The sequence below is a fragment of the Streptomyces sp. NPDC050315 genome (assembly GCF_040655775.1).
Taxonomy (GTDB): domain Bacteria; phylum Actinomycetota; class Actinomycetes; order Streptomycetales; family Streptomycetaceae; genus Streptomyces.
Map to the genome: position 1 here is coordinate 1,474,667 of NZ_JBFAKN010000001.1, position 12,044 is coordinate 1,486,710.

The following is a 12,044-nucleotide window of genomic DNA, read 5'->3' on the forward strand; positions in this document are numbered from 1 at the left end:
CGGACCTCACGTTCCGTCAATCGCCATCAAGAGATCGTCAATCTCACACATCCCTCATGAAGCGCTCTGGGTGGCCGCCGTCCCAGGACACGCTCGGGTGAGGCCGGCAACGCTGCGCCGCCCTCCTGGTCACGGGGCTCAGTGCCGGCAGCCGAGCCAATCGACACCCTCCCGCCACATCGCCGACGGGCACGCCGCCCAGCCGGCCACGGCCTGCGGCGACCGAAGCGGCTGGTGGTGCGGTCGGGCGGGCTGCCCCGTCCGTTGATTCGGTAGCAACGCGAACACGTACCGGACGTACTAGTGGCTTGTCTCAGAGCGTGGACCAGGTAAATCCCGAGGTGTCCGGCGGCGCCATGGCGATACTGACGTGGTGATGATGGATGTTGCGCACGCGTTGGCTGTGATCAAGGCTCTGGAGACACAGGGCGTGGAGGTCTGGCTCGGGGACGGCGGCTGGGGCGTGGATGCTCTTCTTGGCGAGCAGACCCGTCCGCACAAGGACGTCGATTTGATCGTCCGTGTCAACCAGGCTGAAGACGCGGTCCGAGCCCTGCACGGCTTGGGCTTCGTCGTTGTCGAGGGCCGTCTTTCCTCGTGTTTCGTCCTGCGGGACCGTGACGGGAGAAACGTGGATGTCCATCCCGTTGTCTTCGACGAGGAGGGCAACGGCGACTACACGATGGAGAACGGCGAGGTGTGGGTGTATGAGGCCGCCTGGTTCGGTGGGACCGGAACACTCCGGGGTGAGCCGGTGTGCTGCCTGACCGCGCAGGGGCAGGTGATGTGCCACACGGGGTACGAACTCGATGACGAGGATCGCCGGGACATGGCGGCCCTGCACGAGCGGTTCGGCGTGGAACTCCTGCCTGAACAGCGATTCCCGGTGCGGCCCACTTCGACCCGCCAGCGCCTTCGACGGTCTCCCTCATGACGGGTGCCCTAGAAGGCATTGATCGGCTGCGATGCGGAAGTCCCCGAGCCCGCCCTCGGCGTCCGGATCTGCACGTGGTGATGTGCTGTGCGCTGTGCACTGTTACCTGTACCCGGTGCTGAGCTGCGTTGTTGGTGGGGAATCGAACCCCCGCGTTGCTCTTCACGCGCCAGGAGGTGGGCCGGAAGACCGCCGGCCCTCGGTGTGTGCACGCCTCCGAAACGCCTACCTGCTCCGCATCGTTCTCACTGCCGGACTGCTCAGTCCAGCAGGTCGACCTCCCAGTTCTTACGCTGGATCCGCACATCGATCTCACGGATCGCCCGTGCGAGCTCGTCCGCCTGGCCGCGCAGTTCGGCGACCGGAAGCGCGGAGAGCATCATCAGCTCGGACCGAAGCTGCCGGCCGTACCCCCGCTCGCCCGTACCCGCTGCCGCATCCGCCGCCGCGGTGACCACCGAGTGGCGCAGCCGCAGTACGTCCCGGCGCGCGAGCGCATCGGTGAGCGTACCGTCCTCCCCCATCTCCACCGCGGCGTTGGTCCGGTTGATGCGCCGGATCAACGTCTCAAGGGAGTCCATCACCTCACTGGCCTCGGCACCCCCTAGTTGGAGGAGGCCGATCAGGTCGCGCTCTGCAGGTGCCCCGGTGAACGGTGGCGCGGCTTCAGCGTCCCGCTCGAGGAGTTCTTGCTCGTGCCCGAGAAGACGAGCCGTCTGCGCTCCGGGCGTGGTAGAGCCTCTGTTCGGTGAGTATGAGTCGGTACGGGGGCGGCTGCCGAAGGGTCACGTCTGCGGTGTGGCGTGTTCCTGATCGCGGGCTGCGGATGTGCGTCGTTCGAGTATGCGGAGCGCGGCCTCGCCCCACTGGATGTTCTCCCGCTCGAACGCCATGCCGCGCAGCAGTGTCAGGTACGGCCCGATCCGTTCGGCCTGCGCGCAGTACTGATCCTCCGTACGCCCCTTCAGGAGGCGCTCCTTGAGCCGTTCGTACCGGGCGAGCTTGGCGACGGCCCACTCCATGCGTTCGGTGATCGCCGCTCGTACGGCCTCGATGTCGCCGACGTCCGCGCACTGCACCTTGACCAGGAGCTCGTCGCGGATGGTCGTCGGCTTGCCGGGCGGTTCGGCGACGTAGGCGCGCACGGCGTCCATGCCGGCTTCGGTGAGCGAGAAGAGCCGCTTGTTCGGCCGGCGCTCCTGCTCGACGACCCGTGCGGCGATGAGCCCCTCGCGCTCCATGCGGTCGAGCTCCCGGTAGAGCTGCTGAGGCGTGGCCATCCAGAAGTTTGCGACGGAGGCGTCGAAGCCCTTGGCCAGGTCGTAGCCGGACGCCTCCCCTTCGAGGAGCGCGGCCATCACCGCGTTGCGCAATGCCATGAGCACAAAATATCGCATCGTTGATTAGTCGCGGAGATGACTATGTCGGTCGATATGTCGGTCGCCATCATCTTTGCGGGAAGGGTGGACAACCCGCGTGACGCGACCCTAACCTCCGACGCACCTAATCAACTAATTGACTAAAGGTGATGTCGTGCATCCGTTCCGCAAGGCTGTCGAGAACCGTGACGAGGCCGCCATCGAGGCGCTCCTCGCCGAGAACGTCGTCTTCACCAGCCCCGTCGCCTTCAAGCCCTACCCGGGCAAGGCCATCACCGCCGCCATCCTGCGCGGAGTGACGCGCGTCTTTGAGGACTTCACCTACGTCCGCGAGATCGCGAACCCCGACGGCCGCGACCACGCCTTTGTCTTCACCGCCACCGTCGACGGCCGGCAGATCCAGGGCTGCGACTTCCTCCACTTCGACGAGGAGGGGAAGATCGACGACTTCATGGTGATGGTCCGCCCACTCTCCGCCGCCAAGGCACTCGCCGAGGCAATGGGCGCCCAGTTCGACCGGATCGCCCAAGAGGCGGCCGGCGTCGGAGAGGCGACCGGCGCCGGAGAGGCGACCGGCGCCGGAGAGGCGACCGGCGAGTGACCGACGTCGGCGCGATCGTCATCGGCGCCGGGAACGCCGGCCTGACCGCCGCCGCCACCCTCCAGCGCGCCGGCCTCCGCACGCTGCTCGTGGACCTCCACCACCTCAGAAGCCATCCGCTTTCCGAATGTGATCGGTGGGTTTCTGCTGGTCGGGCATGAACTGTGGCTGGTGGCGGCAGTGTTCGAGCTCCGTTTGCTCGTGTCACGTTCGTGGAGGTGGCCGATGCCGTCGGTGCTCGGTCTGCTGGAGGCTCGGGAGAAGAAGGTGCGCGAAGAGGTGGCCCGGCTGCGCGAGGAGGCCGAGCGCGTCCAGGCCGCGCTCAGCGCCGCGGAAGTGCAGCTGGAGCGGCTCGGCCAGGCCGCGAGACCGTCACCGAGGTGTTGGCCGAGCCGGTCACCGAGACAGCAGGGCCGATTCGGGCCGCCGCCGTGCCAGGGTCGACGGTGCCGCATCGCGTCGAGGACCTCGACGCTGCGGTGCTCGTGCCGCAGTATCAGCGGATCCTCAGGGTCGATATGGTCTGGGGCTGAGGTTCTGGCCGTGCCGGAGGCCGCCGGCGGGATGCGGGCGAAGCAGATGGCGGAGCCGGGACTGTTCACCATGGTCAAGGAGCCGGTGTCGGCGGCCGTGTGAGGAAGGCGTCCCGGCCGCGTCCGGCCAGGCGGGCGCTCATCAGCATGGTCATGGACGACAGCGCCATGGCCTCGTGCATCTCGGGCAGCGTCTCGACGTCGCGCACCAGACGACGCGAGCGGACCAGCCAGCTCAACGTGCGCTCCACTACCCACCTGCGCGGCAGCACCACGAAGCCCGAGATATCGTCGGAGCGTTGACGATCTGAAGGGTGAGCCGGAGCTTCTCGGCGGCCCAGTCGACGAGCCGGCCTGCGTAGCCGGGTCTGGGTGGACCGGGACGGCGCCCTCACCGATTCGCCTACGGCCGTGCGCGACGCCATGACCATGGGCTGGGTCGTGGGCAGTATGACGGCGGTCGGTGTGGCCGCCGGGTACTTCACAATGCGGGAGGGCGTGCGTCACCTGCGACGAACTGGCGGCGGGCAGGGCCATGCAGGACCTCGGTCGGCAGCTGGTGGACGCCGCCGAGCGGGACATCGAAGGCATGGGGGCGAGCGGGCCGAGCCCGCGCCAGGTGGCTGGATGGCCCATGTGATCGACGCAGGCGAAGCGACCCGTACAACCTCGCGGTTGCCCGTTGCCGGCCTGGAAACCCGCACTGGTGAACAGCGGGTTCGTCTCCCAACGGGGCGGGCTGCCGTTGCAGAAGTCAAGGAGGTTGACCGATGACTCTTCCCGCACGTCGCAGCAGGGGCGCTTTCCCTGCATGGGATCCCGTTCATGAGCTCGAGGAACTCCGTACCCGGATGCATCAGCTGATGCGCACCACCTTCCCCTTCCCCGGTGGCGGCTTTTCCGAGCTCGGTGCGGCCGACGCGTGGGCGCCGCTGGCCGATGTCGAGGACACCGAGGATGCGTACCTTGTCGAGCTGGAGCTTCCCGGTGTGGACAAGGACCAGATCACTGTGGAGGTCAGCGAAGGCGAGCTCGATGTCCACGGCGAGATCAAGGAGAAGGAACGTACCGGCGTGGTCCGGCGGCACACCCGCCACGTCGGGCAGTTCGACTACCGCATGAGTCTGCCGCCGAACTCCGACACCGAGCGCATCGGTGCGGATCTGACCAACGGAGTCCTCACGGTGCGCATTCCGAAGGCCGAGAAGGCCCAGCCGCACCGCATCGAGATCACCGGCTGAGCCAGGGGTGGGACCGACCACCGAGGTCTGTGCAGACCTGAGGCAGGCCGGAGCCTGCCTCCGAGATGAAGGGGCCGGCGGTTCCGCCGTCGGCCCTTGCCTCCAGGTCGGCCACCCCGCGAATACGGGCCTCGCGTCCGGTGCGGCGGCACGTCACGCGTGGCACGTTGGATTTGGATACAGCAATATTCTGCGGAGAGGGCGGCGATCATGCGAGCTCACCTCGGCGATCAGCTCGTCATCGACAGTCCGACGACCGGCGCCATCAAACGCGACGGCGAGATCGTCGGGCTCCACCACGAGGACGGGACACCTCCCTACGATGTGCAGTGGTCGGACACGCACAGTGACGCTTGTGTTCCCCGGGCCCGATGCGCATATCAAGCACCTTGAACACGGGAAGGCCGAGGAGCCTTCCCGGCCGCCGGGCGTGGATGAGGCGGGTGAGGGCGCCGTGTCCGGCGCGCCCCCGCTTGCCGGGGCACCCAACCCTGGCGACATCGGCCGACGCGTGACCGTCGAACGTGAGCGACAGGGCCTGACCCGGGCAGAAGCGGCCCGTCGCGCCGGAATGGCCCCGGACTATCTCGCCTACCTCGAAGAACACCCGGCTGATCCGACCGTGGCGACTCTTATCAGCCTGGCCGGGGCGCTGGGCACCAGCGTCGCAGCCCTTCGCGGGGGCGATGTCGATCTGCCGCCCGGCCAGGGCCAAGCGCTCCTGCACCCTCAGCTGAGCGACCTCAGCCCGGAGGAATGCCGCGCCCGGCTCTCCACGCACGGGGTGGGCCGCATCGCGGTGTCGACGCCCGATGGGCCGGCGGTCGTCCCGGTCAACTACGAGGTCATCGATGACGCGATTGCCTTCCGTACTGCGCCGGACTCGGTGCCCGCGGCCGCTGTGGGAGCGGAGGTCGCCTTCGAGGTCGATCATGTGGACGAGGCCATGAGCCAGGGCTGGAGCGTACTCGCGGTCGGCCCCGCGCGGGTTGTCACGGAGCCCGAAGCCGTACGACGGCTGGTCGAACACGCCCACACCAGGCCATGGGCGGGCGGAGAACGCGAGATGTGGGTTTCCATCCGGCCCACGCGCCTCACGGGCCGCCGCATCAGTCCGGCCGATCAGTGAATGACCACGGCCTGCGGCTCGCCCCGCGCATTCCACGACCAGGATCCACGACCGCGGTAGAGCGGTCCCGTTTCAGTCACCGCCGACTCGCGAAGGGAGACTCCGGTGAGCCCACAAGCACCGTATGAAGAGCGTGTGGCCACTCTGGTCCACGACGCTGCTGCCGCCCCGTCGATGCACAACGCGCAGCCGTGGAGCTTCCGCTACTTCCGGAGCAACCGCACCTTCCACCTGCGCGCCGACTTCGACCGCGTCATGCCGCACTCCGACCCCGATACCCGCGCCCTCCACCTCGGCTGCGGCGCTGCCCTGCTGAACCTGCGGGTCGCGGTGGTCCACGACGGTTGGCATCCGGCAATCCAGCTGCTGCCCGCCCCTGACAACCCGGCGCTGCTCGCCACGGTGCAGCTGACCGATTCCGGAAGCGGCGAGAGCGACTTCGCCGCGTTGTATCCGGCCATTCACCAGCGGCACAGCAGCCGCTTCCCGTTCGAGGAGAGGGAAGTTCCCCAGGCCGTGCGGACGTCGCTCATCGACGCCGCCCGCCTCGAGGGAGCGATGCTGACCTTCCCTTCCGCATGGCATCTGCGGGAGGTGCTGGAACTGGCTGAGCAAGCCGAGGCGCGCAACCTCACCGACCGCGGCAGTGACCAGGACCTGGCGCAATGGACCCACATCGACGCCCCCTCGCAGAGCACCGCCCCTGAAGGAGTCCCGGACTACGCCTTCGGGCCGCGCAAGCGCGGCGGCACAGCCCCGATGCGCGACTTCGCCGGCCCCCGGCCGGTAGCGGACCGCGGCGCCGCCGAGTTCGAACGCACTCCTCAACTGGCCCTCCTCAGCACGGCGCACGACCGCCCGGAGGACTGGCTCCGCGCCGGCCAGGCCATGGAGCGCGTCCTGCTGCTGGCCACCCTCGAGGGCCTGTCCAGCTCCTTCGCCACCCAAGCCCTTGAGTGGGCCGACCTGCGCTGGCCGCTGCGCGACCCGGTATCCGGCAAAGGCCACACACAGATGGTGCTGCGCCTGGGATACGGTCCCAAAGGCCCCAGCACACCGCGCCGCCCGGTCTCAGAAGTCCTCGACATCCGGCCCTGACTCACCCGAGGACGCTGCACAGGTCAACGCCTGTGCCTCGACCGTGCTTCCTTCATGGCCGTCGAGTATGCAGGGTGTCGCCGGTGCGTCGCGCCCGACGGCTACCAACCTCAAGGTCATCACATCGCTCACGATGTGCGGAGTCTCAGGCACGGCAGCCCCTCCTTTCGCCTCGTCGGGGCTCGCGCGCGGCACCGTATGGCGGGTACACGTCGAGCAGCGGCGCACTCCGAGCGGTGCGACGGTATTCATAGGGGTTCTCGTCATAGGGGTTCTCGGTGGCCGCACAGGAAGGCGATGGGGACGATGGCATTCCCGCTGGTCGTGGGCGTCGACGGATCGGAGTCCAGCTTGCAGGCAGTCGACTGGGCGGTCGACGAAGCGGCACGCCACGGGCTGCCATTGCGCCTAATCCATGCCTCCCTGTGGGAACGCTACGAGGGAGGTCGCCCGTCCTTCAGTATCGATCGTCCCGCCGAAGAGATCATGGCGGAGCACATCATCGCCTCCTGTGCGGAACGTGCCCGGCTTCGCAACCCAGACGTGACGGTGTCCGGCGAGGTGCTGCCCGACGATGCGGTCTCCGCTCTGCTGCAGGCGGGGCATGAGGCATTTGCCCTGGTCACGGGCACACGTGGGCGTGGCGAGATAGCCGGACTGCTGCTCGGGTCGGTCAGCCTCACGGTGGCAGCCCGCGCCGTGTGCCCGGTCATCGTCGTACGCGGCTCGGAGCAGAACCGGCAGGGAGCGTTCGGCCGGATCGTGGTGGGGATCGGCGACCCGAACGGAGGTGCGGGCGCAGCACGGTTCGCCGTCCGCGAGGCCGAGGTGCGTGGCAGCGCCCTGACGGCCGTACGGGCCTGGCGCAGCCCGGCCCACGAACACCCGGACCATCCCCTGCTCGCCGACTCCCCCGCGATGCACGACGAGCGGGCCTCCGTGCGCATCACCGAAGCGCTCCGTGAAGCCGAACGAGACCACCCGAGCGTGGAGGTGCACCGCCGACCGGTCGAAGGCTCCGCCCACCGGGTCCTCCTGCACGCATCGGCCGATGCCGACCTGGTCGTCGTCGGCGCTCTGAGGCGCCACGGACACTTCGGCCTGCAACTCGGCAGGGTCGCTCACGCCCTGCTGCATCACTCCGAGTGCCCGGTCGCGGTCATCCCTCAGCGAACCTGAGCTCCGGCGCCGGGGCCGCACTCCTGTGCTTCCCGTGGCGGAAGAGGGCTGAGGGCGGTGGATGATTCGAGTGGACCTGGGCGTACGAAGGTTGTGCCCCTCTGCCCAGCGGTCGCGAGCAGTCCGGTGCGGCGGCGATTTCGGCACTGTGCGGTGTTGCCGTCGGCTTAGGCTCCGAGAGCGGGGCCCGGGGCGGCCGGAGCGACGGGTTTCGCTGCCCGGGCCGCGTCGCCGAGAGGGCAAGGGAGACGTGGATGCACTGGTGGGTCTCGCTGGTAGGGGTCGGGCTGGTCATGGTCGCCCTGCGCGACCTGTTCCATACGCTCTGGCACCCCACCCGCCACGGCGGCCTGAGCCGCCTCGTGATGACGGCGCTGTGGAAACTGGCCCGGCGTGTGCGTGCCCGCAGGCGTGTGGTCGGGCTGGTCGGGCCACTCGCCATGGTGACAGTGGTCGGCATGTGGGCAGTCACCGTCATCCTGGGCTGGGCCATCATCTACTGGCCTCACATGCCAGAGGCGTTCACCTTCGCCCCTGGTTCCGCGGCGGCGCAGGAGCCGGCGTTGCTCGACTCCCTGTACCTGTCGATGGTCATGGTCGCCACCTTGGGGCTGGGGGACATCGCGCCGGCCGAAGGCTGGCTCCGCATGGTCTCGCCGTTGGAAGCTCTCGTCGGCTTCGCCCTCCTGACGGCCACGGTCTCCTGGGTGCTGGAGATCTACCCGACCCTGACCCGCAGGAGGGTCCTGGCCGTCCGGCTGGCGCTCCTGCAGGACTCGGACCCGACCCCTGAGCAGCTCGACTGCATGGCGGGAGCCTTGCTGCTGGACGGCCTGGCCACCGAGGTCGTCCGCATCCGTATCGACTTCACCCAGTACGCCGAGGCCTACTACTTCCACGACGGGGAGGACCACTCGTCTCTGGCGGCCACGGTCGGCTATGCCGCAACGCTTGCCCAGCGCGGGCAGGCAACCCGGCGCGCGGATGCGCGCCTGGCCGGTGACCTGCTCGCCGGCGCGCTGAAAGACCTCGCTTCCATCCTTGACCAACGCTTTCTCCACACGGGCGGAACACCGTCGCAAGTTTTCGCCGCATACGCCGCTGACCACGGCCGCAACCTGCCGCAGTCCCGATGACCACGCACCGAGCAGCCGCGTCATTCATCGGAGGCCGACTTCAGTGTTGGCACTCTGAGAACCGGTTCCGTCCTCTCGGGCGGCGGCTCGTTACACGGCGGGACCGGCGATGACACACAGCGTGCAGCCGAAATCGGACACTCCTGGTCGGCGGATCAGCCGACAGCTCTCTCTTTGTGGTTCACGTGCCCATAAAGCGGGCCTTGTTCTACGTCCGCAGCACCTGAAGATCAGCCGGATCGGGCGGGGCACGAGCCCCCCTCCGGCACCGACGGCGCATCGCGCCAAGCCGGGCCGGGCGGAGCGCTCGTCCCGGCCCAGGAGAGTGCCGGCGTAGGCGGTTGATACCCGGTGTCGACTGCACCAGAGGCACAGACCGGATCAGCATGCCGGGCGTGCCCACCGGCACACGGGCGGAGCCGCCCGGCGCCGCTTCCGGCCCCTTACCCGCCCCGCACCCGCCGGATCTCGTAGCCGTAATTCCGGTCCGGATTCAGATCGAAGTACATCTGCGGACTATCACCGGCCTGCTGGACTTCGAGCAGTGCCACTTCCGTGTCGGCGAATGAGCCCGCGGCGTCGAAGTGCAGAGTGATGGACCCGGTCCGGTGATCGCCGTCCCTCATGTCCCACGTCCCCCTCCCGGAGAGCTTTCCTTCCCAGATGGAAGATCCATGGAACCGTCGTCGACTGCACTGCGGGGGACGCTTGTCCTCTCGAAGGTCCCCTCCTTGTGGAACTCAACCCGAGCCCCATCGCTGCACTTGATCCCCGCTCCGCTCCGCAGAACACGTCGTCCGTGATCTCGGAGTCGAGGACAGAGACATTCGACATTCGGTTCGCTCACGAGCTGGTCCAAGGCGCGTTGCCCAGGTGGACGGCAAACCGACGACGGTCGCCGACCGGCTCGTGCGACACCTCGGTACGTGGGTCCGCCTGCGAGCTCATTCCCACACCTTCGTGGCACGGCGCAGGCAAGCAGTGGGTGGGTAAAGCGTTGCTGCCGCGGCTGAGCGGCGCCGCGGCAGCAGGGACTGTCAGTGTTCGTCGCCGGATGCAACCGCGAGACGCTTGGTGAAGGTTCTGCCGCCGTCCTTGGATTCGTAGACCCCGCTCTGGGTGGCGGCGATGACGTGCTTGGCGTCAACGGCGGTGAGGGCCTGCGGCTGCCCGCCGGGGATCGTCGAGACCTTCTTCCAGGAACGGCCCGCATCGCGGCTGAGGTTGAGTGCGCCGGAGGGATCGATGCCGTACAGGGCGTCCGGGGCGGGCCAGGACACGAATGCCATGACGGCGGCCTTGCCGTTCTGGAAGGTCTTGCCACCGTTGGTGCTCCTGGCTACTCCTTGTTCCGTGGTTGCCAGGACCGTGTCGGCGTCATTGGCGTCCTTGGGGGCGACCGCGATGTCGAGGGCCTGCAGGGTGCCGCGCTTCTCCCACTTCACACCGTCCTTGCTGGCGCGGACGAGGCCGTTCGTACTGTCGTAGCCGTAGAGGGTGCCGTCGGCGTAGTCGAGGGCATGGAAGTCGACATCGCCGCTGAGCGACTTGTCCTTCCAGGTCTTGCCGGCATCGGTGCTTTCGATGAGGCCGAGGTTGCTGGGTGCGTCGCGGCCGGGCGCCGGGTGACCGCTGGCCACGAAGGTGCCGGCCTTGGTCACGGTGAAGCCCATGAAGTCGTCTTTGCGGTCGCCGACGAGGCGGGGCTTGCCGTTCTTGTCCGGGGTGTAGATGCCTTGGTGGGTGGCGACGTAGAGCTTGCCGTCGGCCGGGTCGATGCCGACGCCGTGGATGTGACTGATCGCTGCTGCGGACGACTCGTCTCCGCCGCTGTCCGCGCTGTCGTCGGAGCAGGCGGTGAGGGCGAGTGCGAGAACCGCGGCGAATGCGGTCAGCGCTACAGGGCGCTTTTTCATGGGGCTGGGGTCCTGATCGTTGTGAGGCCGCTGCACGGAAGGACGTGGTGTGCGGCAGACATGTCGGAAAAGGGGAAGGCAAGATCGTGAGCCGGCCGCGGGCCTCCTCGAGGGAGGGCCTGTGGCCGGCCTGAGAGCTACCTGGGAGCTACTCGCCTCAGAGTCGGTCGAGGATGTTGTTCAGCTGCTCGACCTCGGTGGACTGGGCCTTGACCACGTCATCGGCGAGCTTCTTCGCCGTGGTGTTCTTGCCGTTCTTCTGCTCGTCCTTGGCCATGTCGATGGCACCGTTGTGGTGGTCGATCATCATCTTCGCGAACATCTTGTCGAAGTCCGTGCCCTTGGCGGCCTTGAGCTCCTTCATGTCCTCGTCGGACATCATCCCGGACATACCGGGGCTCTCGGAGCTGCCGGAACCGTGGTCCATCCCCGGCATGCTGCTGTGATCCATGCCGCCGCTGGGCGACGTGGGCTTGCCCCACGCCTTGAGCCAGGACTTCATCTTCTCGATCTCGGGGCCCTGGGCCTTCTCGATCTCCACGGCGAGGTCCTTGACCTCGGCGTCCTTGGCCCGGCCGTCGGCGAGCTGCGACATCTTCACGGCCTGCTCGTGGTGCGGGATCATCATCTGCGCGAACATCACGTCCGCGTCGTTGAACGCGCCCGGTGCCGGGTTGCTCCCGGAGGTGGCACTCGCCGAGGGGCTCTTGCTCCCGTGGTCCATGCCGCCCATGTCGTCGTTGCCGCCACATGCGGCGAGGAGAAGCCCCGCGGCGGCAACGGTGCCGATCAGGGCGGTACGGCGGACACGCCGACGGCTGGTGCTGGTGCTGTGCTCGATGGCGTTCATGACGAGAAACCTCGTGTCGTCTGTCGATGCGAAATGGCTGGTGAACAC

General features: G+C 68.0%; 12 protein-coding genes and 5 pseudogenes. 10 read left to right on the forward strand and 7 right to left on the reverse strand.

What is annotated here, in order from left to right; translation table 11 throughout:
- The first annotated feature begins 376 nt into the window (after positions 1 to 376).
- Complete coding sequence (locus AB0I82_RS06285; protein ID WP_363256098.1) at positions 377 to 934, forward strand: amino acid transporter; 558 nt, start codon at positions 377 to 379, stop codon at positions 932 to 934.
- A 260-nt stretch (positions 935 to 1,194) separates the two neighbouring features.
- Here the strand turns inward: AB0I82_RS06285 and AB0I82_RS06290 are convergent.
- Positions 1,195 to 1,533, reverse strand: a pseudogene (locus AB0I82_RS06290) (DIP1984 family protein); the annotation flags it as partial.
- 186 nt (positions 1,534 to 1,719) lie between these two features.
- Positions 1,720 to 2,313, reverse strand: coding sequence for a PadR family transcriptional regulator (locus tag AB0I82_RS06295; protein ID WP_363255897.1), 594 nt, complete (start codon positions 2,311 to 2,313; stop codon positions 1,720 to 1,722).
- A gap of 154 nt (positions 2,314 to 2,467) precedes the next feature.
- Between AB0I82_RS06295 and AB0I82_RS06300 the strand changes: the two genes are divergently transcribed.
- The 3 genes from AB0I82_RS06300 to AB0I82_RS06310 all read left to right on the forward strand — a co-directional run bounded on the left by AB0I82_RS06300 (position 2,468) and on the right by AB0I82_RS06310 (position 3,447).
- Positions 2,468 to 2,914, forward strand: coding sequence for a nuclear transport factor 2 family protein (locus tag AB0I82_RS06300; RefSeq protein ID WP_363255898.1), 447 nt, complete (start codon positions 2,468 to 2,470; stop codon positions 2,912 to 2,914).
- Positions 2,911 to 3,075, forward strand: coding sequence for an FAD-binding protein (locus AB0I82_RS06305; RefSeq protein WP_363255899.1), 165 nt, complete (start codon positions 2,911 to 2,913; stop codon positions 3,073 to 3,075). Before AB0I82_RS06300 ends, AB0I82_RS06305 begins: the two co-directional genes overlap by 4 nt.
- 219 nt (positions 3,076 to 3,294) lie before the next feature.
- Positions 3,295 to 3,447 (forward strand): hypothetical protein, encoded by a 153-nt coding sequence (locus AB0I82_RS06310; RefSeq protein WP_363255900.1) that lies wholly within the window; start codon positions 3,295 to 3,297, stop codon positions 3,445 to 3,447.
- Between the two features lie 74 nt (positions 3,448 to 3,521).
- Here AB0I82_RS06310 and AB0I82_RS06315 read toward each other — a convergent pair.
- A pseudogene (locus tag AB0I82_RS06315) lies at positions 3,522 to 3,749 on the reverse strand (IS5/IS1182 family transposase); the annotation flags it as partial.
- A gap of 209 nt (positions 3,750 to 3,958) precedes the next feature.
- Between AB0I82_RS06315 and AB0I82_RS06320 the strand changes: the two are divergent.
- The 6 genes and pseudogenes from AB0I82_RS06320 to AB0I82_RS06345 form a co-directional block, all read left to right on the forward strand.
- Positions 3,959 to 4,087 (forward strand): annotated as a pseudogene (locus AB0I82_RS06320) (dsRBD fold-containing protein); the annotation flags it as partial.
- A gap of 130 nt (positions 4,088 to 4,217) precedes the next feature.
- Positions 4,218 to 4,688 (forward strand): Hsp20/alpha crystallin family protein, encoded by a 471-nt coding sequence (locus AB0I82_RS06325; protein WP_363255901.1) that lies wholly within the window; start codon positions 4,218 to 4,220, stop codon positions 4,686 to 4,688.
- 210 nt (positions 4,689 to 4,898) lie between these two features.
- A pseudogene (locus AB0I82_RS06330) lies at positions 4,899 to 5,817 on the forward strand (pyridoxamine 5'-phosphate oxidase family protein).
- A gap of 135 nt (positions 5,818 to 5,952) precedes the next feature.
- Entirely contained in the window at positions 5,953 to 6,915 is a 963-nt protein-coding gene (locus AB0I82_RS06335) for a nitroreductase family protein (RefSeq protein WP_363255902.1), read from the forward strand.
- 306 nt (positions 6,916 to 7,221) lie between these two features.
- Positions 7,222 to 8,094: a universal stress protein gene (locus AB0I82_RS06340; protein ID WP_363255903.1), complete on the forward strand. Its 873-nt coding sequence runs from the start codon at positions 7,222 to 7,224 to the stop codon at positions 8,092 to 8,094.
- A gap of 254 nt (positions 8,095 to 8,348) precedes the next feature.
- Positions 8,349 to 9,230: a potassium channel family protein gene (locus AB0I82_RS06345; RefSeq protein WP_363255904.1), complete on the forward strand. Its 882-nt coding sequence runs from the start codon at positions 8,349 to 8,351 to the stop codon at positions 9,228 to 9,230.
- 230 nt (positions 9,231 to 9,460) lie between these two features.
- Here AB0I82_RS06345 and AB0I82_RS06350 read toward each other — a convergent pair.
- The 4 genes and pseudogenes from AB0I82_RS06350 to AB0I82_RS06365 all read right to left on the reverse strand — a co-directional run.
- A pseudogene (locus tag AB0I82_RS06350) lies at positions 9,461 to 9,580 on the reverse strand (hypothetical protein); the annotation flags it as partial.
- Between the two features lie 93 nt (positions 9,581 to 9,673).
- Complete coding sequence (locus AB0I82_RS06355) at positions 9,674 to 9,856, reverse strand: hypothetical protein (RefSeq protein ID WP_363255905.1); 183 nt, start codon at positions 9,854 to 9,856, stop codon at positions 9,674 to 9,676.
- A gap of 411 nt (positions 9,857 to 10,267) precedes the next feature.
- Complete coding sequence (locus AB0I82_RS06360; RefSeq protein WP_363255906.1) at positions 10,268 to 11,146, reverse strand: F510_1955 family glycosylhydrolase; 879 nt, start codon at positions 11,144 to 11,146, stop codon at positions 10,268 to 10,270.
- A gap of 157 nt (positions 11,147 to 11,303) precedes the next feature.
- Complete coding sequence (locus AB0I82_RS06365; RefSeq protein WP_363255907.1) at positions 11,304 to 11,996, reverse strand: DUF305 domain-containing protein; 693 nt, start codon at positions 11,994 to 11,996, stop codon at positions 11,304 to 11,306.
- Positions 11,997 to 12,044 lie beyond the last annotated feature (48 nt).

Coding starts and splice junctions, on each gene's coding strand:
- AB0I82_RS06285 (WP_363256098.1), top strand. CDS start 377: ATGATGGATGTTGCGCACGCGTTGGCTGTGATCAAGGCTCTGGAGACA.
- AB0I82_RS06295 (WP_363255897.1), bottom strand. CDS start 2,313: ATGGCATTGCGCAACGCGGTGATGGCCGCGCTCCTCGAAGGGGAGGCG.
- AB0I82_RS06325 (WP_363255901.1), top strand. CDS start 4,218: ATGACTCTTCCCGCACGTCGCAGCAGGGGCGCTTTCCCTGCATGGGAT.
- AB0I82_RS06340 (WP_363255903.1), top strand. CDS start 7,222: ATGGCATTCCCGCTGGTCGTGGGCGTCGACGGATCGGAGTCCAGCTTG.
- AB0I82_RS06345 (WP_363255904.1), top strand. CDS start 8,349: ATGCACTGGTGGGTCTCGCTGGTAGGGGTCGGGCTGGTCATGGTCGCC.
- AB0I82_RS06355 (WP_363255905.1), bottom strand. CDS start 9,856: ATGAGGGACGGCGATCACCGGACCGGGTCCATCACTCTGCACTTCGAC.
- AB0I82_RS06360 (WP_363255906.1), bottom strand. CDS start 11,146: ATGAAAAAGCGCCCTGTAGCGCTGACCGCATTCGCCGCGGTTCTCGCA.
- AB0I82_RS06365 (WP_363255907.1), bottom strand. CDS start 11,996: ATGAACGCCATCGAGCACAGCACCAGCACCAGCCGTCGGCGTGTCCGC.